Source organism: Vibrio sp. TRT 1302 (assembly GCF_050113875.1).
Taxonomy (GTDB): Bacteria; Pseudomonadota; Gammaproteobacteria; order Enterobacterales; family Vibrionaceae; genus Vibrio.
In genome coordinates this window covers 146,350-170,115 of sequence record NZ_JBNJOF010000003.1, presented here as the reverse complement: position 1 = coordinate 170,115, position 23,766 = coordinate 146,350, and the positions used below count along the sequence as shown (strand labels likewise).

Annotated in this window: 26 protein-coding genes; 12 read left to right on the top strand and 14 right to left on the bottom strand. The window is 44.7% G+C overall.

Annotated features, from left to right (window positions below):
• The first annotated feature begins 41 nt into the window (after positions 1-41).
• The 4 genes from ACQEXP_RS05905 to ACQEXP_RS05890 all read left to right on the top strand — a co-directional run bounded on the left by ACQEXP_RS05905 (position 42) and on the right by ACQEXP_RS05890 (position 4,286).
• Positions 42-731, top strand: a complete 690-nt coding sequence (locus tag ACQEXP_RS05905; RefSeq protein WP_426968779.1) for a C39 family peptidase — start codon at positions 42-44, stop codon at positions 729-731.
• 12 nt (positions 732-743) lie between these two features.
• Entirely contained in the window at positions 744-1,418 is a 675-nt protein-coding gene (locus ACQEXP_RS05900; RefSeq protein ID WP_426968778.1) for a hypothetical protein, read from the top strand.
• Between the two features lie 98 nt (positions 1,419-1,516).
• On the top strand, positions 1,517-2,905 hold the full coding sequence (locus tag ACQEXP_RS05895; protein WP_426968776.1) for a hypothetical protein: 1,389 nt from the start codon (positions 1,517-1,519) through the stop codon (positions 2,903-2,905).
• On the top strand, positions 2,856-4,286 hold the full coding sequence (locus ACQEXP_RS05890; protein WP_426968774.1) for a sigma 54-interacting transcriptional regulator: 1,431 nt from the start codon (positions 2,856-2,858) through the stop codon (positions 4,284-4,286). Before ACQEXP_RS05895 ends, ACQEXP_RS05890 begins: the two co-directional genes overlap by 50 nt.
• On the opposite strand, the gene ACQEXP_RS05885 is transcribed toward ACQEXP_RS05890, so the two are convergent.
• From ACQEXP_RS05885 to ACQEXP_RS05865, 5 genes are all read right to left on the bottom strand, one after another.
• Complete coding sequence (locus ACQEXP_RS05885) at positions 4,283-5,386, bottom strand: GGDEF domain-containing protein (RefSeq protein WP_426968772.1); 1,104 nt, start codon at positions 5,384-5,386, stop codon at positions 4,283-4,285. The genes ACQEXP_RS05890 and ACQEXP_RS05885 overlap by 4 nt on opposite strands.
• Positions 5,370-5,855, bottom strand: coding sequence for a molybdopterin-dependent oxidoreductase (locus ACQEXP_RS05880; RefSeq protein ID WP_426968770.1), 486 nt, complete (start codon positions 5,853-5,855; stop codon positions 5,370-5,372). Before ACQEXP_RS05880 ends, ACQEXP_RS05885 begins: the two co-directional genes overlap by 17 nt.
• 172 nt (positions 5,856-6,027) lie before the next feature.
• Complete coding sequence (locus tag ACQEXP_RS05875; protein WP_426968769.1) at positions 6,028-7,398, bottom strand: YjiH family protein; 1,371 nt, start codon at positions 7,396-7,398, stop codon at positions 6,028-6,030.
• Positions 7,399-7,631: 233 nt separating this feature from the next.
• Positions 7,632-8,303: a YoaK family protein gene (locus tag ACQEXP_RS05870; RefSeq protein ID WP_269375100.1), complete on the bottom strand. Its 672-nt coding sequence runs from the start codon at positions 8,301-8,303 to the stop codon at positions 7,632-7,634.
• Positions 8,304-8,392: 89 nt separating this feature from the next.
• The gene (locus ACQEXP_RS05865) at positions 8,393-8,800 is read right to left on the bottom strand and encodes a GFA family protein (RefSeq protein WP_426968767.1); all 408 of its coding nucleotides are present in this window, start codon (positions 8,798-8,800) and stop codon (positions 8,393-8,395) included.
• Positions 8,801-8,871: 71 nt separating this feature from the next.
• Between ACQEXP_RS05865 and ACQEXP_RS05860 the strand changes: the two genes are divergently transcribed.
• The 4 genes from ACQEXP_RS05860 to ompW all read left to right on the top strand — a co-directional run bounded on the left by ACQEXP_RS05860 (position 8,872) and on the right by ompW (position 12,200).
• A complete protein-coding gene (locus ACQEXP_RS05860) occupies positions 8,872-9,483 on the top strand; it encodes a hypothetical protein (RefSeq protein ID WP_426968765.1) in 612 nt (203 codons plus the stop codon).
• An 89-nt stretch (positions 9,484-9,572) separates the two neighbouring features.
• Entirely contained in the window at positions 9,573-9,872 is a 300-nt protein-coding gene (locus ACQEXP_RS05855; RefSeq protein ID WP_269375097.1) for an isoamylase early set domain-containing protein, read from the top strand.
• Positions 9,873-10,078: 206 nt separating this feature from the next.
• The gene (locus tag ACQEXP_RS05850) at positions 10,079-11,329 is read left to right on the top strand and encodes a peptidoglycan DD-metalloendopeptidase family protein (protein WP_269375446.1); all 1,251 of its coding nucleotides are present in this window, start codon (positions 10,079-10,081) and stop codon (positions 11,327-11,329) included.
• Between the two features lie 223 nt (positions 11,330-11,552).
• The gene (gene ompW, locus ACQEXP_RS05845; protein ID WP_426968763.1) at positions 11,553-12,200 is read left to right on the top strand and encodes an outer membrane protein OmpW; all 648 of its coding nucleotides are present in this window, start codon (positions 11,553-11,555) and stop codon (positions 12,198-12,200) included.
• Positions 12,201-12,257: 57 nt separating this feature from the next.
• Here the strand turns inward: ompW and ppsA are convergent, their stop codons facing one another.
• On the bottom strand, positions 12,258-14,645 hold the full coding sequence (gene ppsA / locus ACQEXP_RS05840) for a phosphoenolpyruvate synthase (protein ID WP_426968761.1): 2,388 nt from the start codon (positions 14,643-14,645) through the stop codon (positions 12,258-12,260).
• A 156-nt stretch (positions 14,646-14,801) separates the two neighbouring features.
• Here ppsA and ppsR point away from each other — a divergent pair, with 156 nt between their 5' ends.
• The gene (ppsR, locus tag ACQEXP_RS05835) at positions 14,802-15,635 is read left to right on the top strand and encodes a posphoenolpyruvate synthetase regulatory kinase/phosphorylase PpsR (RefSeq protein WP_269375094.1); all 834 of its coding nucleotides are present in this window, start codon (positions 14,802-14,804) and stop codon (positions 15,633-15,635) included.
• 70 nt (positions 15,636-15,705) lie between these two features.
• On the opposite strand, the gene ACQEXP_RS05830 is transcribed toward ppsR, so the two are convergent.
• The 7 genes from ACQEXP_RS05830 to ACQEXP_RS05800 all read right to left on the bottom strand — a co-directional run bounded on the left by ACQEXP_RS05830 (position 15,706) and on the right by ACQEXP_RS05800 (position 21,061).
• The gene (locus ACQEXP_RS05830) at positions 15,706-16,449 is read right to left on the bottom strand and encodes a substrate-binding periplasmic protein (protein WP_426968759.1); all 744 of its coding nucleotides are present in this window, start codon (positions 16,447-16,449) and stop codon (positions 15,706-15,708) included.
• 64 nt (positions 16,450-16,513) lie between these two features.
• Entirely contained in the window at positions 16,514-17,296 is a 783-nt protein-coding gene (locus ACQEXP_RS05825) for a heme ABC transporter ATP-binding protein (protein WP_426968757.1), read from the bottom strand.
• Complete coding sequence (locus ACQEXP_RS05820; protein ID WP_426968755.1) at positions 17,293-18,330, bottom strand: FecCD family ABC transporter permease; 1,038 nt, start codon at positions 18,328-18,330, stop codon at positions 17,293-17,295. The genes ACQEXP_RS05825 and ACQEXP_RS05820 overlap by 4 nt, the downstream gene beginning before the upstream one ends.
• A gap of 13 nt (positions 18,331-18,343) precedes the next feature.
• A complete protein-coding gene (locus ACQEXP_RS05815) occupies positions 18,344-19,189 on the bottom strand; it encodes a heme/hemin ABC transporter substrate-binding protein (RefSeq protein WP_426968753.1) in 846 nt (281 codons plus the stop codon).
• Between the two features lie 11 nt (positions 19,190-19,200).
• Positions 19,201-19,614, bottom strand: a complete 414-nt coding sequence (locus tag ACQEXP_RS05810; protein WP_426968752.1) for an ExbD/TolR family protein — start codon at positions 19,612-19,614, stop codon at positions 19,201-19,203.
• Positions 19,614-20,309, bottom strand: coding sequence for a MotA/TolQ/ExbB proton channel family protein (locus ACQEXP_RS05805; protein ID WP_426968750.1), 696 nt, complete (start codon positions 20,307-20,309; stop codon positions 19,614-19,616). The genes ACQEXP_RS05810 and ACQEXP_RS05805 overlap by 1 nt, the downstream gene beginning before the upstream one ends.
• On the bottom strand, positions 20,309-21,061 hold the full coding sequence (locus ACQEXP_RS05800) for an energy transducer TonB (RefSeq protein WP_426968748.1): 753 nt from the start codon (positions 21,059-21,061) through the stop codon (positions 20,309-20,311). Before ACQEXP_RS05800 ends, ACQEXP_RS05805 begins: the two co-directional genes overlap by 1 nt.
• A gap of 271 nt (positions 21,062-21,332) precedes the next feature.
• Between ACQEXP_RS05800 and hutX the strand changes: the two genes are divergently transcribed.
• From hutX to ACQEXP_RS05785, 3 genes are all read left to right on the top strand, one after another.
• Positions 21,333-21,836: a heme utilization cystosolic carrier protein HutX gene (gene hutX, locus ACQEXP_RS05795; protein ID WP_269375086.1), complete on the top strand. Its 504-nt coding sequence runs from the start codon at positions 21,333-21,335 to the stop codon at positions 21,834-21,836.
• 37 nt (positions 21,837-21,873) lie between these two features.
• On the top strand, positions 21,874-22,404 hold the full coding sequence (hutZ, locus tag ACQEXP_RS05790; protein ID WP_331417411.1) for a heme utilization protein HutZ: 531 nt from the start codon (positions 21,874-21,876) through the stop codon (positions 22,402-22,404).
• Positions 22,405-22,474: 70 nt separating this feature from the next.
• On the top strand, positions 22,475-22,996 hold the full coding sequence (locus ACQEXP_RS05785) for an ATP:cob(I)alamin adenosyltransferase (protein ID WP_269375084.1): 522 nt from the start codon (positions 22,475-22,477) through the stop codon (positions 22,994-22,996).
• Between the two features lie 54 nt (positions 22,997-23,050).
• Here the strand turns inward: ACQEXP_RS05785 and ACQEXP_RS05780 are convergent, their stop codons facing one another.
• A complete protein-coding gene (locus ACQEXP_RS05780) occupies positions 23,051-23,602 on the bottom strand; it encodes a DUF924 family protein (RefSeq protein WP_426968746.1) in 552 nt (183 codons plus the stop codon).
• Positions 23,603-23,766: the final 164 nt, after the last annotated feature.

Below are 23,766 nucleotides of genomic sequence, written 5' to 3'. Positions count from 1 at the left end.
TGCCCTCCTCGGAGGGCATCCTTTTAAACTTAAGGAAAAGTATGAAATTTTGTCTTTTGACTGTTGGACTATGTTTATCGACCTTGACTCATGCGGCTACGGTTTATCTTGATGGACTTGTACCTGGGGTGGGTTCGATGCAGAAAGAAGTGGTCAGCATCAAAGAGAGAAAGTTTCTAAATATCGTACGACAACAAACAGACTTTTCTTGCGGTGCAGCTTCGCTCGCTACTTTACTTCGTTATGGATACAACATTGATACCGATGAAAAAAAGGTAATGAACGGCATGTTTCAGGTCTCAGATGCGACTGCAGCAAGAAAGCTTGGTTTTTCCATGTTGGATATCAAAAACTATGTTGAACAAGGATTAGGGATGAGGGTGCAAGGTTACAATATTCCTGCGGATAAGCTGAGTGCTCTACCTATTCCGACGATCGTTTTGCTAGACATCAAAGGATATCGCCATTTCGTCGTGTTAAAGAGGGTGGATCAGAGTGGGAATGTCTATATAGCCGATCCTGCGCTAGGTAATCTGACGATGTCAATTGAACAGTTTACTCAGGGTTGGCAAGGCGTCGTTCTGGCCGTGGTTGGCCAAGGGTATGATCAAAGCTCACCGTTAGCAGTGCCATCCCCACCACTCACTGTACGGTCACTGGAGGATCAGTTCGCTCCTGTAACGGCCTTTAACTTAATGGATTTTGGCTTCAATGCCTCGGAGTTGTTCTAAAAGGGAATTACAATGAAGATCAAATGTTTAGCTGTTTGCCTATTTGTCTGCTTTCAGGCGAATGCGGCGGTTGATTGGAAGTCAATGCAAGCAACCTTGGTAGATGAACAACAACTATCAACAATGCGTGGTAAGTATCGAGTCGCGCGTTCTGGAGAGGATCTCTATTTTGGGGTGCGGATGATCACTCATTGGAGTGATTCGAATTCATCAGGTTCAGCAGGAATGGATGTTGTCGTCAATGGTAACAATGTTAGTGTTACTCCATTAGATGGCAGTGAGTTACAAAGCAGCATTAATGACAATGGTATCCATGGAAATGGTTCGGGAATGGTGCAACTCGTTCAGATAGCGGGCAATGGCAATGCTGCAAGCAATGACTCTGAGTTAAAGCTGGTGGATAGCAGTAGGTTGACGTCGAAGTCGCTTACAGAGTCGTCGCAAGTAGAGTATTACCAAGTCTCGGGTGGTGAGAACCGTGTCGGATATAAAGTGACCATCGGAGAAAGCATAGCAATCCAAGAAATTCGGAGCCTGAAATCGGCACATGGAGCCTACCAAGGTATAAAACTCAAAGGTGATGATTTGGTGGTTCAGAACCAAATGTTAATGGAGGTGAAGATTCCCGACTCGTGGAAACAAAGTCGAGAGTTAATGGTATCTCATTCATTATTAAAAGGTTTGTAAGTACGTTAAATGTACTTCTGTTTGATATCTCACTTTTGAAACAGCAACGAACTATAAATTAAATTAACATCAAGCGAGTTCATATCCGGGAGGTGAATATGAAAAGGAGCTCGCTTACGATAAGTTGCCTGATCGCAACTAGCAGCCCTGTCATGCATCTGCATGCCAATGATCAAGTGGACGCGTTATCCCAGCAACTGGCTGAGCAAAAAGCGGCAAATGAAGCTTTAAGAGCTCAGTTGCAACAGCAGCAACAGGTGATGCAACAGGTTATCCAAGCCGTCAACAATCATCAACAAGTGCTAATCAATCATCAGGGAAATATTGATAGCCTAGTTAAAAAGAACCAGCGCGTTTCCGCGGAGATGAAATCTCAACTTAATGGTGATAAGGAAGAAAACACCCTATCGCGTCCCGAGAAAGTTGCCATCGATTCGACAGCTGGAGCTTCGCCGTCGGTTCGCCCTGAGACTCAAACTGCTCACTCTCAAGCTCCGAAAGCTACACCGATAAATGCAACTAAGCCTCAAGATTCAAGCCAGAAAAGCCGCAGCGCAGAAGATGTATACCAAGAAGCCGGTAACGTCTTTACACGTAAGTTCACACTGGAAACTGCTTTTCGTTACAGCTACTTTGACCGCAAGGATCTTGCATTAAGCGGTTTCTTAGCTCTTGATTCAATTTTTCTTGGTGATATCAACTTAGATAGAGTGCGTTCTAACACCTTCAACTTAGACTTTTCTGGACGTTACACTATCGATGACCGCTGGCAGGCAGAATTAAGTATTCCGACGGTTTACCGCTGGTCGGATTATGAAACCGTAGGTCAAAACAACTCGAGTGATGGATTAGAGTCAGGAAAAGTGTCTAGCTCAGGTATAGGCGACATTAGTGCAGGCATATACTACCGAGTTCTTAAAGAGACTACAGATTCCCCCGATTTAGTCTGGAACTTCCGTGTTACCGCACCAACAGGTAAAGACCCATATGGAATATCTACCTCGTCATCACAGTCTGGAAACCTCAATGTTCCCAATGATTTGCCAACAGGTAATGGTGTGTGGGGTTTAGGTACCGGAATCTCCATTGTTAAAACCTACGATCCGGCGATCGTATTTTTGAACCTCAATTATACCCATCAGTTGGAAGAGCAGTTTGATGACATCAGCAGTGCTGCGGGCAATCAGGCAGGCAGTGTCAAATTGGGAGACAGTTGGGATTATGGTCTGGGTGTTGCCTTTGCGATAAGCGAACGCATGAGTCTCGCAATTAACTTTAGCCAATCAATGAGTAATACCTCTAGACAAAGACTTGATGGGGGGGATTGGGTAGAAGTTATCGGCAGCGATGGCAATAGTGCCACTTTGGGTATTGGTTCAACCATGGCTTTGACCAAGAACTTGAGTATGGTGACGCAAGTCAGTTCTGGTTTAAGTGATGATGCTGCTGATTACGCAATCAGCATCCGCTTCCCTTACCGATTCTAAAGGTGATGAAGGTATTATTATGCGAGAAGAACAAGCGGTATCAATATTAGTTATTTCGCGTGATCATCAACTATGGTCAGGAATTTTGTCTGCTCAGGGGTGGAGTTATCGAATTGTAGCATCGGTTGATACTGCAAAAGAGATATTAAAGAATGTACACCGACTTGTGGTTGTATTCGACTTTTCATGTGGTCGATATCAATGTAAACAATTAGAAGTGCTCCATGGAATCGGCTTGGGAGTTCGCACTATTGCTTACTTGGACAAATCCCAAAGAGAGCTGATGACCTGTGAAGATCTCAACTATATTTCATACTATTGTGTTGATTATTACACCAGTCCTTTGCCTAAAGAAATGGTAGTGAAAACTCTAGGTCATCAAGTAGGAATGCTCGATTTGAAGAGCAACTCACTGACAAAATCAAAAGTAAATGTTGTTGAAGGTAAGACGACTGCGTTGATTGGTGATTCTCCTGTTGTCCATCGTCTGAGACGACAAATAGGCAAAGTTGCGCCAACGGACGTTAACACTCTAATTTGTGGTGAAAGTGGTACAGGTAAAGAATTAGTTGCTAGGGCTATTCACGATGCATCCTCACGAGCGAATGAGACATTTGTAGCGGTGAACTGTGGTGCTTTGAATGAACAGTTAGTTCATTCAGAGTTATTTGGTCATGAAAAGGGGGCGTTTACAGGAGCCAGCACAAGCCGAACGGGTAAAATAGCACTAGCTCATAATGGCACACTATTTTTGGATGAAATTGGTGACTTGCCCCTAACTCAGCAAGCCAATTTGCTACGGTTTCTTCAAGAAGGAACGATTGATGTTCTAGGGGGCAATGAGCCGGTCAGAGTAAATGTGCGGGTGGTTGCGGCAACTCACGTTGATTTGGAACAAGCGATTAGGGAAGGGCGTTTCCGACAAGATCTCTACTTTAGATTGAATGTGCTGCGGGTTAATGTACCAGCGTTAAGAGAGCGAGATCAGGACATATTAGTCTTGGCTGAATTTTTTATGAAAAAGTTTAGCGTTGAATACAATTGTAACGTCTCGCATTTTGATGAGGGAGCAAGGCAAAGATTGCTTGGATACCATTGGCCGGGAAATGTAAGGGAGCTCATCAATATTGTTAAGCGTGCCGTGCTGATGAACGATATCGGAGTGATTTCAGCACAAGATCTTGATATATCCGCTAATGTTGAGTTTTCTACACCTACCAACGGTCATAAAGGTGAAAGCTTACGTGATGCCTTACTCCTTTATGAAGGTAATGTTCTAGAAGCCTCGAAATATTTAGGAATCTCAAGAGCGACCGCCTACCGGATTATAGAAAAGTACGACCTAAAATCAGCATTGGTTAGGGCGAGAGGTCTCAATTAGTGATTACTGACGGCATGTATTTCGTGTGATCGTTTGTCGGAATACATGCTTAGGTCAGCATGGGTTAACAACTCAGCGACATGAAGTGAATCTTCTGGATATCGAGCGATACCGATACTAGTGGTTAACTCGAATTGCGTTCCATCTTTGATTTTAATTGGTTTGAATACGTTTTGGTGTATTGTGTCGATTGTCTGATTGATAACAGCCAGATCAGTTTGATTTGATATGACGGCAAACTCATCACCACCAATTCGGTAGCATTCTAGCCCGAGACGACTTAAGCGCCTAGTGACAGCTTTAAGTACCTGATCCCCTGCATAGTGCCCATGATAATCGTTGATTTGCTTAAATTTATTTAGGTCAAGTAGCAAAATACTGAATGGTGCATCAGAATCTATTCTCCGTTTTAATTCACTAAACATCGCCAAACGATTCGCAATACCTGTTAGCGAATCTGTGAGAGAGAGTTGCTTATGGTACTCCGATTCTTTATGAAAAATGTACATTGCTAGACAGACGCACAACACAAGCAGCATCAGGGAGGCAAACTGGATATCGTTGAGATTCTGTGCTTGCTTCATCTGATCGCGATAGAGCGGACTCTTGATGCGAAAATTGGTGTTTACATACTGAATCATAGACATGTAAAGAACGTTGAACTCGTCACTGACCTTCTCTACGTAATCAGGATGCGTAAGAAGCTCCAGACGGGGTTCGAGCGCTTTGAATTGGCTAAATAGTGTCGAAAAGAAGATTCTTGCTCCGGGTAACGCGATGTAGGTATCCGCTTCTCTACTGGTCAGAAGGAGATCAAAACGGCTCCAAGTAAGTTCGTATTTAAGCAGGGCTCGTTGATGATAATCCTCATCCGTTGCCGCAAAAGGAAGAATGGAATTGAGCTCCGAAAACTCCTTACTCAGTTGGAATAAAAACCATGTCGCTTGATTTTGCTGTTCGCTATAGGACTTAGCGTGTTGTCGAGTTGCACTAAGAAAGTAAAGATTCGCGATAATGACCACAAGACTCAGCAAGAGCAGTAAATACTTGGCCCTTTTGAGAATAGCGGATGATTGGTTGTAATTATTGCGCTGCCACATCTTGGTTTCTATGTATGAGTATCTCGTCTATCTGCCACACCATTTGAGCGTGGAAAACAGCATTATCAATTTCTGGGTATTGGTCTAAATTAAAGACCAGCCAATAAGGACCTTTATTTCTAATTTTAATGGGTTGATTGTTTATCTGATACGCCACAATAGGCTGATACGTTTTTATATCTTTGATTTGTGAGCTAGCCGCGTAATCATTGAGTGCAAGGAAAGAGACAGAAAATGCGTCGTTAATTCCAAGGTGTGTTAGGAGATCGGAAACCTTGAATCCAGTAAATTCTTTCTTATCTTCGAACCAAGGTAGGTTGGTGGTAAAGCTCGTTGGTGGAAGGAGCGATGTGATTTGCTCATGGGTAAGAACAATCGGTTCTTGATCTGCTACACGAATGACCAACTGAGAGCCAAAGGTTTGGAAACTCAAAATCGAGGACAACAATGCAGCCCAATACCACCTCATAAGCTCTCCTTGGATTGTTTATTTAGATAAATATCATTAAGTATATTATGAGAATTGATGGATTAAAAAGCTTTTACGCAAACAGTGAGAGTTGACAAGGGTGCTGTCGGATAGGATTAACAACAAAGCCCCTAAAAAGGGGCTTTGTTCATCAGCGCAGAAACGGCGCGGATTAGAAAATCAGGTGAGCAACCGCTGCAATAACAGGTAACGTGATAAGAGTGCGCAAAATGAAGATTGCAAACAGCTCAAAGATATTCACAGGGATACGGCTACCTAATAGCAGAGCACCCACTTCAGACATGTAAATTAACTGAGTAACAGACATAGCTGCGATAACAAATCGAGTCATCTCGTTGTCAATTGAGGCTGCTAGGATTGCAGGGATAAACATATCAGCAAAGCCTACAACCATAGTTTCGGAGGCCGCGGCTGCTTCTGGAATACCGAGGAGCTCAAGGAATGGGATAAAAGGCTGGCCTAAGAAGCTAAATACCGAAGTGTATTCAGCGATAATTAGCGCGATAGTGCCCAAGCCCATAACAACAGGCAGTACGCCAAATACCATATCGATTGCATTGTGGACGCCTTCTTGGAATACACTTTTAACCGACTTAACTTGGCTCGCTTTGTTAAGTGCCAGTTCCATACCCCAAGAAAAACTTGTGTGACCTTCTGGGATTGCATCTGCATCTTCACTTGGCTTAGAACCATCGATGAAGGCATCTTTTTTGTAGCTAAGTGGTGGAAGGCGAGGGATGATCACCGCTGCGATGATACCAGCCAAACAGATAGCGCCATAGAAAGGCAAGAACAGATGTTCCAACTCCACTTGAGCAATAACAACAAGGCTAAAGGTAATGGAAACCGCAGAGAAAGTCGTACCTACAACTGCCGCTTCACGTTGGGTGTAGAATTTGTTTTCGTACTGCTTGCTGGTCAGAAGAATGCCTACTGAACCATCGCCTAGCCACGAAGCCATACAGTCGATAGCACTGCGACCCGGCAGGTTGAACACTGGACGCATTACTTTGCTAAGAAGAGTACCGAACAGCTCTAACAGGCCAAAATTAAGAAGTAGAGGAAGGAGTAAGCCTGCGAAAATGAATACTGAAAATAGGGTAGGAAGCAAGCCTTCGAGCACCAATCCACCAGTATTCTCTTCCCAAATTGCTTTCGGACCAATTTGGAAAAATGTCATTACAACAGCTGCACCGCCAATCAAGCGCACCGCTAGCCACAATGGGCTTGGGTTAAACAAGCTGTTTAAGAAATTACTCTTGGCAATAAAATCAGGTGTCTTAATTCGACATAAAGCTGAGGCTGCAGCCATAAATGCGATGATCGTTGCGACTATAGCAACTAGGTAATCACCAAATACGGCTTGGATGGATTTGGCCAATACCGCTACAGGGATGGTAATATCACCCTGATAGCTAATTGGTGCCATAAAGACAAAAAGGCCAAGTAGGGATGGAATAAAAAACATCCAAAAATTGCCTTTACTATTCACTTGTTTCATCGTTTGTGCGCTGTCTTGCATAAGTTTCTCGAGTTACAACTAGTGTAATACTTAAACCAACTTTGTTGGCATAGTTATTCACTAAACATCCATATATTATCAAATCTGCGCAAGATTAATGGCTTTCCATAGCTCTTGCAATACTATTCAATAAAAATCGCTAAATATTCAACGGAAAATGTCATTTATTTTACCGTTGATGGTTAAATGTGTCGGGGATGTTAAATTGTTTGCTCTAATGTTTCAAGTGTCAATTAGGATTGAGCTCGAGTTGGATGGCTTGAAATGAAGACCCAGTAAGCGATAGCAAGGCATAGAGCGAGTATGATTGGAGCAGCAAGCGCACCGATTGCATAATATGCGAACAGCTTGGCACCGATGATGCCACCGGATAAAAATCCACAGAAGATAAACATGAAGAGTTTCGCTTTGCGATAATCGAATGATTCACCACGAAGCTTCGCACCAATCATGATGCCAAGGTCAGTGATGATGCCAGTCATGTGCGTCGTTCGTACCACGGCTCCGCTAAACGTTGTGATCATTGCGTTTTGTAAACCACAAGCAGCGGAAGCTAAGTATTGCCCCGCGGTGATGTTTTCTTGCAACAGAATGTATGCGCCAAAAAGCAGTAAGCTTTCAAAGCAGAGTGCCACGCCATAGCGTCGCCCGAGTTTGAGTGCCGTACTTTCAATAAAAATACCACTTAGCACCGCGCCAATCAGAAAGCTCAGTAAGATAAGTAAAAGGTGGCCTGTTTGCTGATCAAAGGCTTCGATTGAGGTGCCAAGCAAGGTGACGGTACCCGAAATATGCGATACAGCCTGATGTTGAAAACCTAGCAATCCTATTGCGTTTACAATGCCTGCGAGTAAGGCGAGTAGAAACGCTCCATATTCTACCCAGCGTGGAAGTTTGGAAATCAAAAGGTGCTCCTTAGATCTAAGGCGCAATTATAGAGCGAGTTCGCGTTTGTCGATAGGAAAAATCGAAGCCAAAAGTTGATCAAAGATAACTAAAGATAGTGTTCCATCTGGCAATCAAACTTAACCCATCCTAGCTTTCTCTCCTCGTAAATTGAAAAGCTTGGTGTGGGAAGATCTTGTTCCTGAAATACCCCGATAGGGACAATGAGGTAGTTAGGTGCAGAATCCAGTCTCAACAACATGGTGGTACTACAGCGAGGACAGAATAAATAACTGACTTCGTTGCCAGAATCACTGATACGTGTGTAACTCACCATCTCACCACTGTAAGAGATCTGCTGTCTAATAAAGCGAGCTTGAACCCCGAAAACACTTCCCGTGCGTTTTTGGCATTCAAAACAATGACAAACTGAAGTACGCTCAGGTTCTCCGCGGCAAACTAAATTAACTTGACCACAGCTACAATCAGCCATTCTAATTTTATGCTGTTGTTCCATTTTATCTCCTTGCGGTAGCCTGCTAACATGCTGTTTGATTGTTCTTTGATTCCAATAAAATTGATAACCCGATGAAAAAACGTTTATTACCGATTCCCCTCATCCTTTTGATTCCAGTTGTATTGCTAATTATAGTCGCGGTTGCAGGAATCAATCGTTTCAGCCTTACAGATGAAGAAATTCTAGCCAAATTTCCCAATCAAGCACCACAAAATAATGCCATTATGGCGCAAGTTTTTGGCATTAAGACAACCAATCCTTGGACAGTCAAAGTGCCTGACAGCAATGCGTTTACCTTCATAGAAAGTCTAGAACATCCACCAATCGCGACAGGTAATTATGAGGATGGCCCAGTCCGAGGCCGCGTTGCGATAAACACGGAACAAATCGTTAAGTTAAATGACACCACCTATGCTGTGATTCTTGCGGTTAGCAATCAGGGATCAGGGGTGTTTTATTATCTTGCAGTTTCAAAATATGATGAGTTCAGACAACGCATGATCATCAGCGGCGGAGCATTGTTAGGTGATCGAATTAAAGTGGCGGAAATCTCCGCTGTTGATAGATTGATTACTATTAAGCTGTTGGAACGTGAAGCGAATCAGTCTATGGCTGAGGAACCGTCACAAATAACCACTATACTTTTCAAGTTAACTGAGCAAGATAGCTTAGAACTGCGCTAAACCATTCAATTTATTAAGCGTGCTATAAGAGACATTGAACTGCCTAACCCGTTATGAGATGGATTTTAATTGTGTTAATGGAGTGATATATGATCAATAAGCGTTTCTTTAAAACCAAGGATGAAGTTGAAGTAACTTTTGAGTTTGCTGCGGATGAGGTTGGGCATAGTGTGGCGATTGTCGCGGATTTTCTTGACTGGCAGCCGCTCGCCATGAAAAAAGTGGCCAAATCTAAGTCTTATAAATTCAAAACTCGTCTACCGAAAGACCAAGAATTCGAGTTTCGGTATTTGATCGATGAAGAAAAGTGGGTCAACGATCCTGCTGCTGATCTTTATCGTCCAAATGGTTTCGGTGAAGATAACGGGCTGATTTCTACCTATCAGTAAGTTCTGACAGGAAAAAATAAGTTTTGTACAAAAAAACAACAAGGCGCATTGAGCGCCTTTTTGTTGTAAACCTGACAATCGACAGGTGACAAGCCTGAGACAAATTTGTACTCTTAGGCCTTTGTTTATTTCGATTAATAGGTCAAATTGTGCAAACTAGAAGTTTGAAGTCTCGCTTCCAAGAGCTATCTAGGCCGAAAAAGCTGATGGTATTGAGTTTGCCGATCCTCGCGGCAATTGCGGTAGCAAGTACTTCGCAACATGGTCGATACCAACGCACCATTGATCTCTCCTTACCTGAGTCAACTTTGGTTGATCGCTTGCTGATCGATACGGATATTGCACGTGATGTGCCGGATTATGAGTATGTTATTCAAGCTGGTGATAACTTGAGCAGCATATTTAATCAGTTAGGCTTTGGTTACAGCGAACTGATGAAAATCATGGAAACCGACCTCAACTATCTTGCTCTGGATACGCTCAAACCAGGAAACACATTACGTTTCTGGCGAGACGAGGAGAGTAAGCATCTGGCAAAAATGGAGCTAGAGTTCAGCTTGGTTGAGCGTGCTGTTTATACACGAGTTGACGATGGTGAATACGAGTTCACGGATGTAAAAATTCCAGGTGAGTGGAAGCCTTTTGCATTAGTAGGTGAAATCAATGGCAGTTTTTCTCAGTCAGTCAATGCCCTTGGCTTGGGTAAGAGTGAGATTGAACAGGTCGTGAATCTACTTAAAGACAAAGTAAACTTCGCACGTGATTTACGTGCGGGTGATAAGTTTGAAGTTGTCCAATCACGCCAATTCGTCGATGAGCAACTGACGGGAAATCGCGAAATCCAGGCTATCAGAATCTACAACCGAGGGCGTGTACTTTCGGCTTATCTGCATAGTGATGGTCAGTATTATGATTTCAATGGTGATAGCTTACAGAGAGCTTTCCAACGCGAACCAATTACAGGGCGTTACCGATTAAGTTCTCAATTTAATCCGAATCGTAAGCACCCAGTGACAGGGCGAGTCTCTCCGCACAATGGTACCGACTGGGCCGTACCTATTGGTACACCGATTGTATCGACGGGAGATGGTGTGGTGGTGATGACGCGTAAACACCCTTATGCGGGTAATTATGTTGTTATTCAGCACGGCAGTCGTTACAAAACTCGTTACCTGCACTTGAGTAAAATTCTCGTACGTAAAGGCCAGAAGGTGTCTCGTGGGCAACGAATTGGCTTATCAGGGGCGACTGGTCGAGTGACGGGGCCACATATTCACTACGAATTGATTGATCGTGGTCGACCAGTAAATGCGATGAAAGCAAACATACCCATGGCGAATTCAGTGCCGAAAAATCAGATGGCGAGTTTTAAAGCCAGACGAGATGAGTGGGATGCGATGCTTAAACAAAGAGAAATCGAGTTGGCAAGTCAGCCTCAATCGAAGACTACCACATAACAAGAAGCTCCTTAGGGAGCTTTTTTTACGTGTGATGAACATAAAAGTTGCATTACATAAATGTCACTAATGTTACAACGTTTGGTGATCGGTGAAATAAAAAAGACAAATCGATACGCAATTTCTTTCACAAATTGATTTCCCTCAATTTTGTAGGGTTTTTATGTGCTACTTTCCAGCGCAAATAATTCTATAAAACAACACCCTACAAAAGGAAACAATAATGAAAAAAACACTTTTAAGCCTTGCCGTTTTGGCCACTCTCGCTTCTGCTAACGCGTTTGCTCACAAAGAAGGTGAGTTTGTGGTCCGTGGTGGATTAGCGGCAGTGGTGCCAAACGACAGCAGTGGCGATGTGCTTAATACTCCTGGAAGCTCCTTCTCCGTAGACTCAAACGTTCAACTTGGTTTGACTCTTGGCTACATGATTACTGATAACATCAGCTTTGAAGTGCTAGCGGCAACGCCTTTTTCGCACAGTATCTCTACTAACCTACTTAACCTGGGAGAAGTAGCAGAAACCAAACATCTACCACCAACCTTTATGCTGCAATACTACTTCGGTGAAGCAGGAAGCGATATTCGTCCATATGTTGGTGCGGGTATCAACTACACCGTATTCTTTGATGAAGAGTTAAATGGAACAGGTACAGCAGCTGGTATTAGTAATCTCTCTCTTGACGACTCATGGGGCCTTGCAGCAAACGTTGGTGTGGATTACATGCTGAACGATGATTGGTTCCTAAATGCGTCAGTTTGGTATGCAGACATCGATACGACAGCCAAATACACTGTGGGCGGGAATGAGTATTCGACTGATGTAACCATCGACCCATGGGTATTTATGATTGGCGGCGGTTACAAGTTCTAGTTTTACCCGAATATAAAAAAGGCTTCCCACAGGAAGCCTTTTAACATTTACGAACGATTATTTATTGGCTTTTCCAAGCTGTAGCCAAGTATCGATAACCGTATCTGGGTTGAGGGATACAGAGCTAATGCCTTGCTCCATTAACCATTCGGCTAAGTCTTCGTGATCTGATGGTCCTTGCCCACAAATGCCGACGTATTTACCCGCTTTCGTGGCCGCGTCAATCGCCATTTTGAGCATCGCTTTTACTGCCGGGTTACGTTCATCAAATAGATGAGCAACATCGCCTGAATCACGGTCAAGACCAAGCGTAAGCTGAGTCATGTCGTTGGAACCGATAGAGAAACCATCGAAATACTTCAAGAATTCGTCTGCTAAAATCGCGTTGGATGGCAGTTCGCACATCATGATCACTTTCAGACCCTGATCGCCACGACGTAAGTCGAATTTAGCCAGCAAGTCGATAACCGAAGCCGCTTCACTTGGCGTACGCACGAATGGAATCATGATTTCTACGTTCTTCAGCCCCATTTCGTTGCGAACACGCTTAATCGCTTGTGTCTCTAACTCGAAGCAGTCTTCAAAGACTGGAGAGATATAGCGTGAAGCGCCACGGAAACCTAACATAGGGTTTTCTTCATGAGGTTCGTAACTTTGCCCACCAACTAGGTTGCTGTATTCGTTCGACTTGAAGTCAGACATACGAACGATAACACGTTGAGGCCAGAAAGCTGCGGCGATCGTCGCGATACCTTCAGTCAGTTTGCTTACATAGAAGTCGATAGGATCTTTGTAGCCACGAATTCGTTGGGTGATCTCGGCTTTCAACTCGTCGCTCTGCGCATCAAAGTTGAGCAGTGCTTTCGGGTGAATACCGATCATCTTGTTGATGATGAATTCTAGACGAGCTAGGCCGACACCTTCATTAGGAATCTGAGCAAAATCGAACGCACGATCTGGGTTACCCACGTTCATCATCACTTTGGTCGGCAGCATCGGCAATTCATCTACTGAAGAGCGCTTGATTTCGAACCCTAGCTCACCTTGGTAGACATAACCTGTTTCACCCTCTGCACAAGATACGGTGACGGTAGAACCATCAGTGAGAGCACTCGTTGCGTTACCACACCCAACAATAGCCGGAATACCGAGTTCACGCGCGATGATAGCAGCGTGACAGGTGCGGCCACCGCGGTTAGTGACGATCGCTGAGGCTTTCTTCATCACCGGTTCCCAGTCTGGGTCGGTCATGTCAGTAACCAGCACGTCACCTTCTTGTACTAACGACATTTGGTCGAGTGAATCGACGAGTCGAACGGGACCTGCGCCAATACGTTGACCGATTGCTCGACCTTCGATAAGCACTTGTGCTTTGTTGTTGAGTTCGTAGCGCTCAATCACATTTTGCTCGCTTTGCGAACATACGGTTTCTGGGCGTGCTTGAACAATGTATAGCTTGCCGTCGATGCCATCTTTAGCCCACTCTATATCCATTGGACGTTGATAGTGCTTTTCAATGATCATCGCTTGCTTGGCCAGTTCTTTGATCTCTTCATCACTCAGAGAAAACTGGTTTTGCTCTTGTTCGCTGGTATCGATGATCTCAACTTGTTTTCCAATTTCTTGGTTAGTCGAGTAGATCATTTTGATCAGCTTTGAGCCAAACGTCTTTTTCACAATGGCTTGTTGACCCGCTTCCAGCATTGGCTTGTGAACGTAAAACTCGTCTGGGTTAACTGCGCCCTGTACGACCATTTCGCCTAGACCCCATGAAGAGGTGATAAAGACGACTTGGTCGAAACCTGATTCCGTATCGAGAGTAAACATGACACCCGAAGAGGCTTTGTCTGAACGAACCATGCGTTGAATACCCGCCGATAGCGAGATGCCACGATGGTCGAAACCTTGGTGAACGCGGTAAGAGATTGCACGATCATTAAATAATGACGCGTAAACATGTTTGGTTGCTTCTAAAACGGCCTCAATGCCTTTAACGTTGAGGAATGTTTCCTGCTGACCCGCAAATGACGCGTCAGGTAGATCTTCTGCTGTTGCCGAAGAACGAACCGCAACAGAAAGTTCTTCATTGCCAGCAATGAGTTCATGGTAGTTATCACGTATATCCTGCTCTAGATCAGCAGGGAAGGGGGCTTCTAAAACCCATTGACGGATGGTGGCACCTGTCTTGCGCAGGGCTTCTACATCATCAACGTCTAGTTCATCAAGCAGTTGATGAATGCGGTCATCCAGTCCTTCATAATCTAAGAACTGGTTAAACGCGTAGGAAGTTGTCGCAAATCCATTGGGTACGGAAACGCCAGCATTAGCAAGGTTAGAAACCATTTCACCAAGCGAGGCATTTTTACCGCCGACTTTGTCGACATCTTCCATCGATAGGCCATCGAACCAGAGGGTGTTGTTTTGCATGTCTTTCTCCAGAAACATTGCAGCTTTGTAGGGAGTGGGCAAACGATTACGTCAAGGCTGAAAAAAATTCATTATGAATTTCTAAAGCTGTGGGGGGCGTAACAGCAAGCCGGGTTTTATTATCGATATTATGGCTACTATCCTACTCAAAAGAATTTGAAAGTTTAAAATAAAATGCAAATTGATATTCAAAGTCGTGATGTATTCTATGTTTCTGATGGAACAGCGATAACATGTGAAACGTTAGGGCACGTTGTTCTGGGACAATTTCCTTTCCAAGTGAACGAGAAAACGTTTCCGTTTGTCGAAAGTGAAGATAAGTTGACGGAACTGCTCAAAGAGATTGAAGCGTCTTACCAAAAAAACGGCGTTAAACCCTTGGTGTTTTTTTCAATGGTTATTCCTGAACTGCGCAACAAATTATTGGCCTCTAACTCTTACGGTTACGATGTATTGGAGAGTATTGTCCAGCGAGTTCAAGACGATACTCAGATGAAGCCAAAACCCAAATTACAACGTTCTCGCAGTGTCAGTAAGGATTCGGACAAATACTTTGACCGTATAGCCGCTATTGAGTACACCTTGGCTCATGATGATGGGATTACCCTCAAAGGGCTTGAAGAGGCGGATATCATCTTACTTGGCGTATCGCGCAGTGGTAAAACGCCAACCAGCCTTTATATGGCGATGCAGTTTGGTCTGCGAGTCGTTAACTATCCATTTATTGATGATGATTTGAAACGCTTAAGACTACTGCCTGAATTTGCAATTCATCGTCATAAGCTGTTTGGTTTAACCATCAATCCTGAACGATTGACAGAGATTCGAGAAAACCGTCTAGCAGGAAGTGACTATGCGAGTAACGAACAGTGTTTACATGAACTGCAAACCGTAGAGGCGCTATTTCGTCGCGAAGCGATTCCTTATATCAATACCTCTTCTTTGTCGGTAGAAGAGATCTCAACGCGTGTTCTAGAGCGTTCAGGACTACGTCGTCGCCTTCTGTAATTCATAAAACGATGGACCATGCCGATGAGCGTACTTTTGCTATTATCATCGCCTTGTCCGTGGTACTCGGTTATGGTGCAGTCTGGTTGACTTGTAAACTGATTAAATAGTTATCAAGCACCTGTTTGAGTTTGGCTTGTGCGGGAAATTGTTTCGAAATCAGCATATAGAACTTGTGTGGGGGCATGTTGGGTATCGCTTTAGCTACTAAGTCATCAGTAATGTATTCGATCCCCCACACCGATTTTAAACCATCAATGATTTCCAGCCAGTTTAAATAAACTTCGCATTCACCTTGCCTTAGTTTGGTGAGGACGTCCTTCACCGAGTTTCCTTCTCGAATAATATTTTTCAGTTCAAAGTCAGCGTAATTGTAGCCATGGTTACCACACACTTTGTAAGCGGATAAGTCTTGCACACTGGTTATCTCTAGACCCTGCGGAAATCGAGTGGAAGAGTAGATATAGTATGGGGTGATGCTGTAGTACCACTCTGTGTAGAGAAAGTCCTTTGTTCGGGTATTGCTGAATGAGGCACTAAGCGCCAAGTCAAACTCTCCACTTTTGGTGCCCCTCAAGCATCGAGACCAGGAGGTCATGGTGATGTCATAGCTAACGCCATTTTGAACTAACGCCTTATCGAGAATGACAACATCGGAGCCGTAAGCGACATCATTTACCACGTAAGTATAAGGGGGCCAGTCAATTGCATCCCCGCAGACTCTTACATGGGTCAATTCAGTGTTGTGAGCGTAACTCGCGAAGCTCACAAACGTGATGACACAAGCGATAATGATGTCAGTAAACCGAAGCATTATAAACTTTCCTCAAGCGCAATAACCTGAGTATAGCTAAGGTTTTCTAACCTATCGAACCAGATTAGGATGCAGGAAAGATCAATGGAAAGTTTAGTGTAGGGTGTGACGTGATAAGAGCGTCGTAGCCATAGACTTGCTTAATCAAATCGGCGTCTAACGCATGCCAAGGTGCTTCATCACACGCAATGTTTCCCTGATGCAAAACAACAAGACGATCTGAATATTGTGCCGCTAAGTTTAAATCATGCAAAACCACCACTACGGCACAATGTTCATCAGCCAGTCTGCGGGCAATTTTTAACGTGTTATGCTGGTGGGCCAAATCCAATGCTGAGGTCGGCTCATCAAGCATCAGGATTTTCTCGCGGTCTGAATGTGCTAGTTGAACCAATACTCGAGCTAAGTGGACACGTTGTTTTTCCCCACCCGATAAAGAAGGGTAGAGACGTTCGCTTAGATGACCAACATCGGTCATCTCCATATATTTTTGCGCCAACAGTTTTACTTGCTTATTTGGTAGATTCAGCGGGATCCCACCAAGCTCAACAACCTCGTGAACCAAAAATGGAAAACTGAGAGTACTGTGTTGAGGTAGCATACCTAAGTGCTTGGCCAAATCACTTGGCTGCCACTGCTCTTTACTGCGTCCAAAATAGCTGATATCGCATCGTGATGGGATCTCCCCACACAGCAACTTGAGTAGACTGCTTTTACCCGCCCCATTAGGTCCCAAAAGAGTGGTAACTTCTCCGGCTCGGATATCGATACTGACATTATCGAGCACTTTACGATGACCATACGACATAGAAACTTGTTGGGCAGACAACACGATTTCATTGTTCATAGGATTGTCCCTTTTTGCTTGAAGAGCAGATAGATAAAGAAAGGTGCGCCGATAAGGGCAGTCACAATGCCAACAGGCAGTTCAGCGGGGGCAACGGCCACTCGAGAAAACATATCGGCGAGCGTGAGCAGCAGTGCGCCCATTAATGCAGAAAGCGGCAATAAGGTTCGATGATCAGGCCCTGAGATCATCCTACCCAAGTGAGGAATCACTAAACCAATAAAGCCGATCATGCCAGATACACTGACCGTCACACCAACGCCGATCGCGCTAAGCAGGATCAGTTGGCGCTTTAGTTTTTGTACAGCAATCCCAAGGTGTGCGGCCTCTGCCTCACCAAGCAGTAGAGCATTGAGTGCCATCGCTTTATGAGTGAACACCGCCATCAGTAAAGTCAGCGTGGTCGCGCACAGCAGAATGCTAGACCAGTTTGCCCCCGCCATAGAACCCATCGACCACAAGGAGAGATCACGTAGCATCTGATCGTCAGCGACAAAGCTCATGTAACCAATTCCAGCTCCTGAAAGCGCACTGATAGCCACTCCTGCGAGTAGCATGATGGTGACAGAGGTTCCCATCTTGGTTGTACCTAACTTGTAGACCAACACCGTTGTCAGTGCTCCACCCAGAAAAGCGAACAGTGGGACGGCCGCTAAATTCATAAATTGAGGGTGATTCTGACTGATGCTTGAGAACAGGACTATCGCAGTCGCGGCACCGAGGGAGGCCCCTGCGGAAACACCAATGATTCCTGGTTCGGCAAGTGGATTGCGAAATAGTCCCTGCATGACACTGCCACACAGTGCCAGAATCGCTCCCACTAACATACACAGAAGTGTGCGTGGAAAACGGATTTCATGAATGACGAGATTGATGTGAGGAGCGAGATCTTGCGATTGGAACATCAGGCTTTGAACACTTTGCCAAAAGCCAATATGCATTGGACCCACTGTCACTGAACTGACAGCAGTCACAAACAGTGTAAGTCCACCCAGTGCCCAAATTGTCGTATTACCCAGTCGACGAAGAAACATGGTTATGGTGCTCTTATCTCAAAACTGTGCTTAGTCGCTCGGCTTCTGCAAGACTCTTTAACCCAAGTCCCCCAACCAAAGCACGACCATCAATTTGAATTATTTGGCTGTTTTGCCCCGCGGGTGTTGCTGCCAGCATAGGCATACTGGCGAGAATGGCTTCTGTCCCCCCTAGCTGTTTGTAGCTACGTCCACTGACTAGAATCACGTCCGGTTGCATTTCTACAAGGGCTTCCATTGAAAGAGGTTTGTATGACGTCACACTCTCTGCGGCAGGATTGCGAGCTCCCGCTAACTCAATGATTGCATTTGGCGTGGTATCTCGGCCAGCGACATTGGCTGGACGCCCTTCATGAATGAGCAAGAACAGAACTTTTTTCGCTGAAACTTGATCGTTTTTGTTGGCTTCCAAAGTATGGATCTGTTTAGTGATACTTTGCTTCAAGTTTGAGGCTTGTTGCTGAGCATCGAGTAGAGAAGCAATTTGGTCGACGCGCTGCAACAGCCCCTCAGTGGTTGGCTTAGTGTTAACAATATCCACCGTCACCCCTGCTGCACGGAGTTGGTTTAACGTCGTGTCTGGTCCCATCTCGTCAGAACCGATTAAACGAGTTGCACCGAGTGCAAGCAGACCTTCTGCTGATAGTTGTCGGTGATAACCTATATTTGCTAACGATAAATTGGCTGGAATTTCACTCGTGACATCAACCGCAACGAGCTTGTCTTGTTGTCCTAGTGCCACGACCAGTTCGGTGACTGCGCTGCCTGCACTGATGACTTTTTCATCGGCGAAAGAGTGAGCGGCAATGAAAAGCAGGGAAAGTGTGGCGAAGCGCTGAATGAAGGCATTTTTATACATAGTTGACTCGGCTATTTAGAATCTTGCGTGAGTAGTTGAGTTGCTTGAATACCGTTTTGCTGCAAGAAAGCGAGCAATTTGACCAAATGTTGAACATCGGCGGTTTTTTCAGCACCAACCACTATCGGCTGTTTGTTGGTTCGGTGCTCTTCGAGCAAGGCGAGAGTGAAGTTATTCCAGTCGATATACTGTTTACCATCAATGGCCCAATGGGGGGCTTGTTCAAGAATATTGATGGTCAGAGAGGTATTTTCCACCACTGAAACCGCAGGAGAATCGACGCTAGGTAGGTCGACTTCGAGAGAGTCCAGTTTGACGGCTGCTGTGAGCATCAAAAACACCATGACGATAAAAATAATATCGAGTAAGGGCGTTAAGTCCGGTACCAATCCGTGGTGGTTTACTTGGTGTGAGACTTTAATCATTAGTTGGCCTGAATTTCTAGTTTAGAAGCTTTTTCGCTAGCGCTGCCCTTGCTGGATGAAGTCTCTCCGAGGCGCAGTCCTTCAAGCCATAAATTTACGTAGTTCAAGGTGTGTTCAAGCTTAGCGATAACGCGATCTGCCCATAGTCCAAGCAATTGAGCTCCAGCGATGGCAGGCAGAGCAATAATCAACCCTGCGGCGGTTGTCCGCATTGCGATTCCTAGACCGTCAGCAAGATCATTGGGCGTAATGTTTCCTGTAGAGGCGGCAACGCCTTTAAACATCTCTATCAAACCCAGTACCGTACCAAGTAGCCCAATCAGAGGGCTAATCACACCGATTAGAGAGAGCAAACGCAGACCAAATTGAAGTTGGTGACGCTTCTCTTGTAACCACATACCTGCCGCATCTTCACGCAGTGTTTTATCAAACGAGTGCTGTGCGAGTAGCATAGCGACGCCCTTGTAAAGGAGAGGTCTACGCACAACCAGTGCCTTTGATAGCGCTTCGATCTGTTGAGAGTCTGTTGGTGTGATTTGCTCTAGTTCAGCACGAATAGCGCGTTTGCCAACACCTAAACTGAGGATGACATGGAAAATGCGCTCGGCGAGGATCATTAGGGTAAGCCCAGAGCAAAGGATTAGAGGCCAAGTCATCAGGCCGAGTTGTTGTTGCAAATGATTGATTTGTTCCATTATTGGTCCAACTTAAAACGAACAGGGATTTGAATGCGGTGCGCAATTTGCTGACCATCAACAGATTGTGGCGAGAACTGCCACGTTTTGATGGCGTCTAAAGCCGACTGATCAAGTATCGTCGCACCTGAAGAGGAGATTAGGACTTGCTTAACCTGATTGCCGTTTTTATCAAGCCAGACCTCATACAAAACCACGCCTTCTAGGCGACGCTTTTTTGCCAATCGCGGGTATTTGGGTGCAGTAGGCTTAGTCAAAAATGACGCCTTGGTGACCATCACGGGCTGTAAATTTACGCCGTCGTTAACGTCCTGAGGTAGCGCATCATCGGATGCCTGCTCTGGTTGTGGTGCAACGAGAGGCTTTTTCTCTTGCTTTGCCACGCGTTGATTCTCTGCTGTCTGATCAGACTTTTGTTGTGCAGATTGTTGCTTGGAAACGGGAGTTTTGACGGTATCCACTGGTTTTGGTTTTGGTTTTGGTTTTGGCTTTGGCTTCGGTTTGGCGAGGTTTTTTTCTTGTTTAACTGCGCTCGACTCGACTAACTTAGGTTGCGTTTTGATTTGAGCTTTTTGTTCAACAACAGGTTGAATTGAGCTTGGTGGAGCCGTCATTTTTAGATTGAGAGAGACAGAATTGGAGGGGCTGCCCGCAGGCATTGCCATGGCTTTGGGTTCTTGTGTAACAACAACTAACGCAGCATGCACAGCGACAGATAGACCTGCGGCAACAACGTATCGTTTAATGTTCACTTTATCTCCTTATCCAATCTAGCTACTTAATTACTGCGAGATTATTGCCTACAATGCAAATAAGATCAATTATCAATTGCATTCTCATTGTTGGCAATTTATGATCTCAACCATCACTGAAATGAGAAACAAAACATTCGCTGCCAAGCATTAGTCGACCTAAACCAAACGTTAGAGGCGTCTTCTTATGCAGGTGGAGATAAACGTACTAAAGTCTATTTAATCGTTCACGGCTTCCTTATTGATAAAGAAGCTACAGTATGGAAAGAGTATGCCCTCATTAAAACAACAAGTGGTTCAGCTATTGGAGCAAGAACCGACTTTGCTGCCTGCGGATTTGGCGGAAAAACTGAACGTTTCAGAATTTCAAATTGTTGCTTCTTTGCCTGATGGCATGGTGACTCTTGTCTCTGGGGGGCAAGCGCAATGGGTTTTGGAGCAATTGGTTGGCTTTGGCCCTGTGACGACTATCGTTCATTCATTTGGCTCTATTTTTGAAGTCAAAGCCCCCTTTCCTAGAGGGAAAGAGGCTAGAGGTTACTACAATCTCATGGGGAAAGAAGGCGAATTACATGGTCATCTGAAGCTAGAAAATATTAAGGATATTGCTCTGGTAAGTAAGCCTTTTAGAGGGCGAGAAAGCCACTATTTTGGATTTTTTTGCTCACAAGGTAATAATATCTTTAAAGTCTATTTGGGACGTGATGACAAACATCAACTGTTTGCTTCTCAAGTCGAGACATTCAAACGCTGGCAGCACGAGTTGAGCCAATAACAAATACAGATTAAGAGAACAAATTGAGGAGCCTCAAATGGACCAACAAGTAAAACAAGAGCGTTTGCAAGGTCGTCTAGAACCGGAAATTAAAGAATTTCGTCAAGCGCGCCGTACATTGCAACTCGCCACCGTCGATGAAAATGGGCGTCCCAATGTCAGCTACGCCCCTTATGTGCAGAATCAGGATGGCTACTTTGTCTTAATCTCTGAAATCGCTCGCCACGCACGTAATTTGCAGGTCAATCCAAGTGTGTCGATTATGATGATTGAAGATGAGGGTGACTCGAAACAGCTGTTTGCTCGAAAACGTTTAACGTTTGATGCGGTAGCGTCAGTGGTTGAACGCGATAGCAAGCAATGGAATCTAGTGATTGCACAAATGAAAGAGAGATTTGGTGAGATTATTGACGGTCTTAGCCAATTACAGGATTTTGTTTTGTTCAATCTAAAAGCGGAGCAAGGTCTGTTTGTAAAAGGCTTCGGTCAGGCTTATCAGGTGTCAGGTGATGATCTTGTTGACTTTGTTCATTTAGAAGAAGGTCATAAAAAGGTTTCCAACCAGTAGTGGATCGGATAGCTTAGATTCCAATTAAGGAGCCATGGTGGCTCCTTTCTGCTTTAGGATAGGAACGACCATGCGCCCCGTCAGCAAAGATCATGGAGAAATCTGCTACCCATTCATCTATGAAGATAGCCCAGTGTGTGACTTTGAAATTGCCAGTGACGAGCTGTGTAGCAGGATTGGTTTAGTGCTGACTTATGATTTGGATGACGTTAGCCGCGATATATTGCTGCGGCTTCAACCGAATGTATATCACCTCAATGGTTCCGTTCGCGGGAAGCTGGCGATTGATGAGTCAACCCTGAATGAACTCTATCGTGACTACAACCAGTTAAGAGAAAAACTCGATGGTGGCTTCAAAGGGTTTGTGTTACCCGGTGGACACCGAATCTCAGCGGAGCTACATCTGTGTCGCACTCAAGCCAAGAAAGTGGTTCGCGCTTTGGTGGCAATTGAACACTCAGGCAGGAAGTCGCCGGACCCGATCTTGTTCCGGTACGCCAACCTACTCGCCAATATCATGTATGCGCTAGCCTCATACACAAACCGTGTCCATCAGGTCAATGAAGTGGAGTTTGTCAGTCGCAGTTACTAACTGAGTAATGCCCCCTAATGTAGAGGGCGTTACACCGAGGCGATACGGACGATCTTAAAAACTAGAGTCCGGTTGAGTTAGAAACTCGGTCTCTTCATTGGTACTGACACGCCCAAGGATTTCATTGCGGTGAGGATAGCGGCCAAAGCGATCGATAATGACCTTGTGTTTAAGTTCAAATTGGTAGTTATTCTCCATCCCAGAGATGTTGAATAGTTCGACTGCTTGCTGGTGGATCAATTTTGACTCGCTGTGCATAAATGGCATATAGAGGAAACTGCGTTCAATAAGCTCAAGTTCCTTATCGAGGTTGAGTGCAATCGCCTGTTGAGCCAGTGACAAGGCGAGAGGATCCTGAGAAAAAGCTTGCGCGGTATTACGATAGATATTGCGTGAAAACTGATCCAGTACAATCACTTCAGCAAGCCGACTTCTGGCACTCGTTCTCCAAGTAAACAGTTCTGACTTTGCGGCGCTTTCCACTAAACGCCCAAAGCGTGAACGAATAAGCGCATCGACTTCAGCGTTGGCGACAAACCAATCTTTCGCTTCCAATTCTTGAAACCAAAACTCTAGTACTTCTTCTGCGTTAGGGAGTGTCGTCATCGCCATTATCCGTGAGTTAACCTGTCATTAGATGATGGATAACGGATGGAGTGATTTCAATAGTCACAGCGTAATTATGATCAACAGGTTAGTCCGAATCGGAGAATTACACCTCTCAATTGGAGTCATCAGCTGTGACGATTAAAAAAGCGAGAACGTAAGTT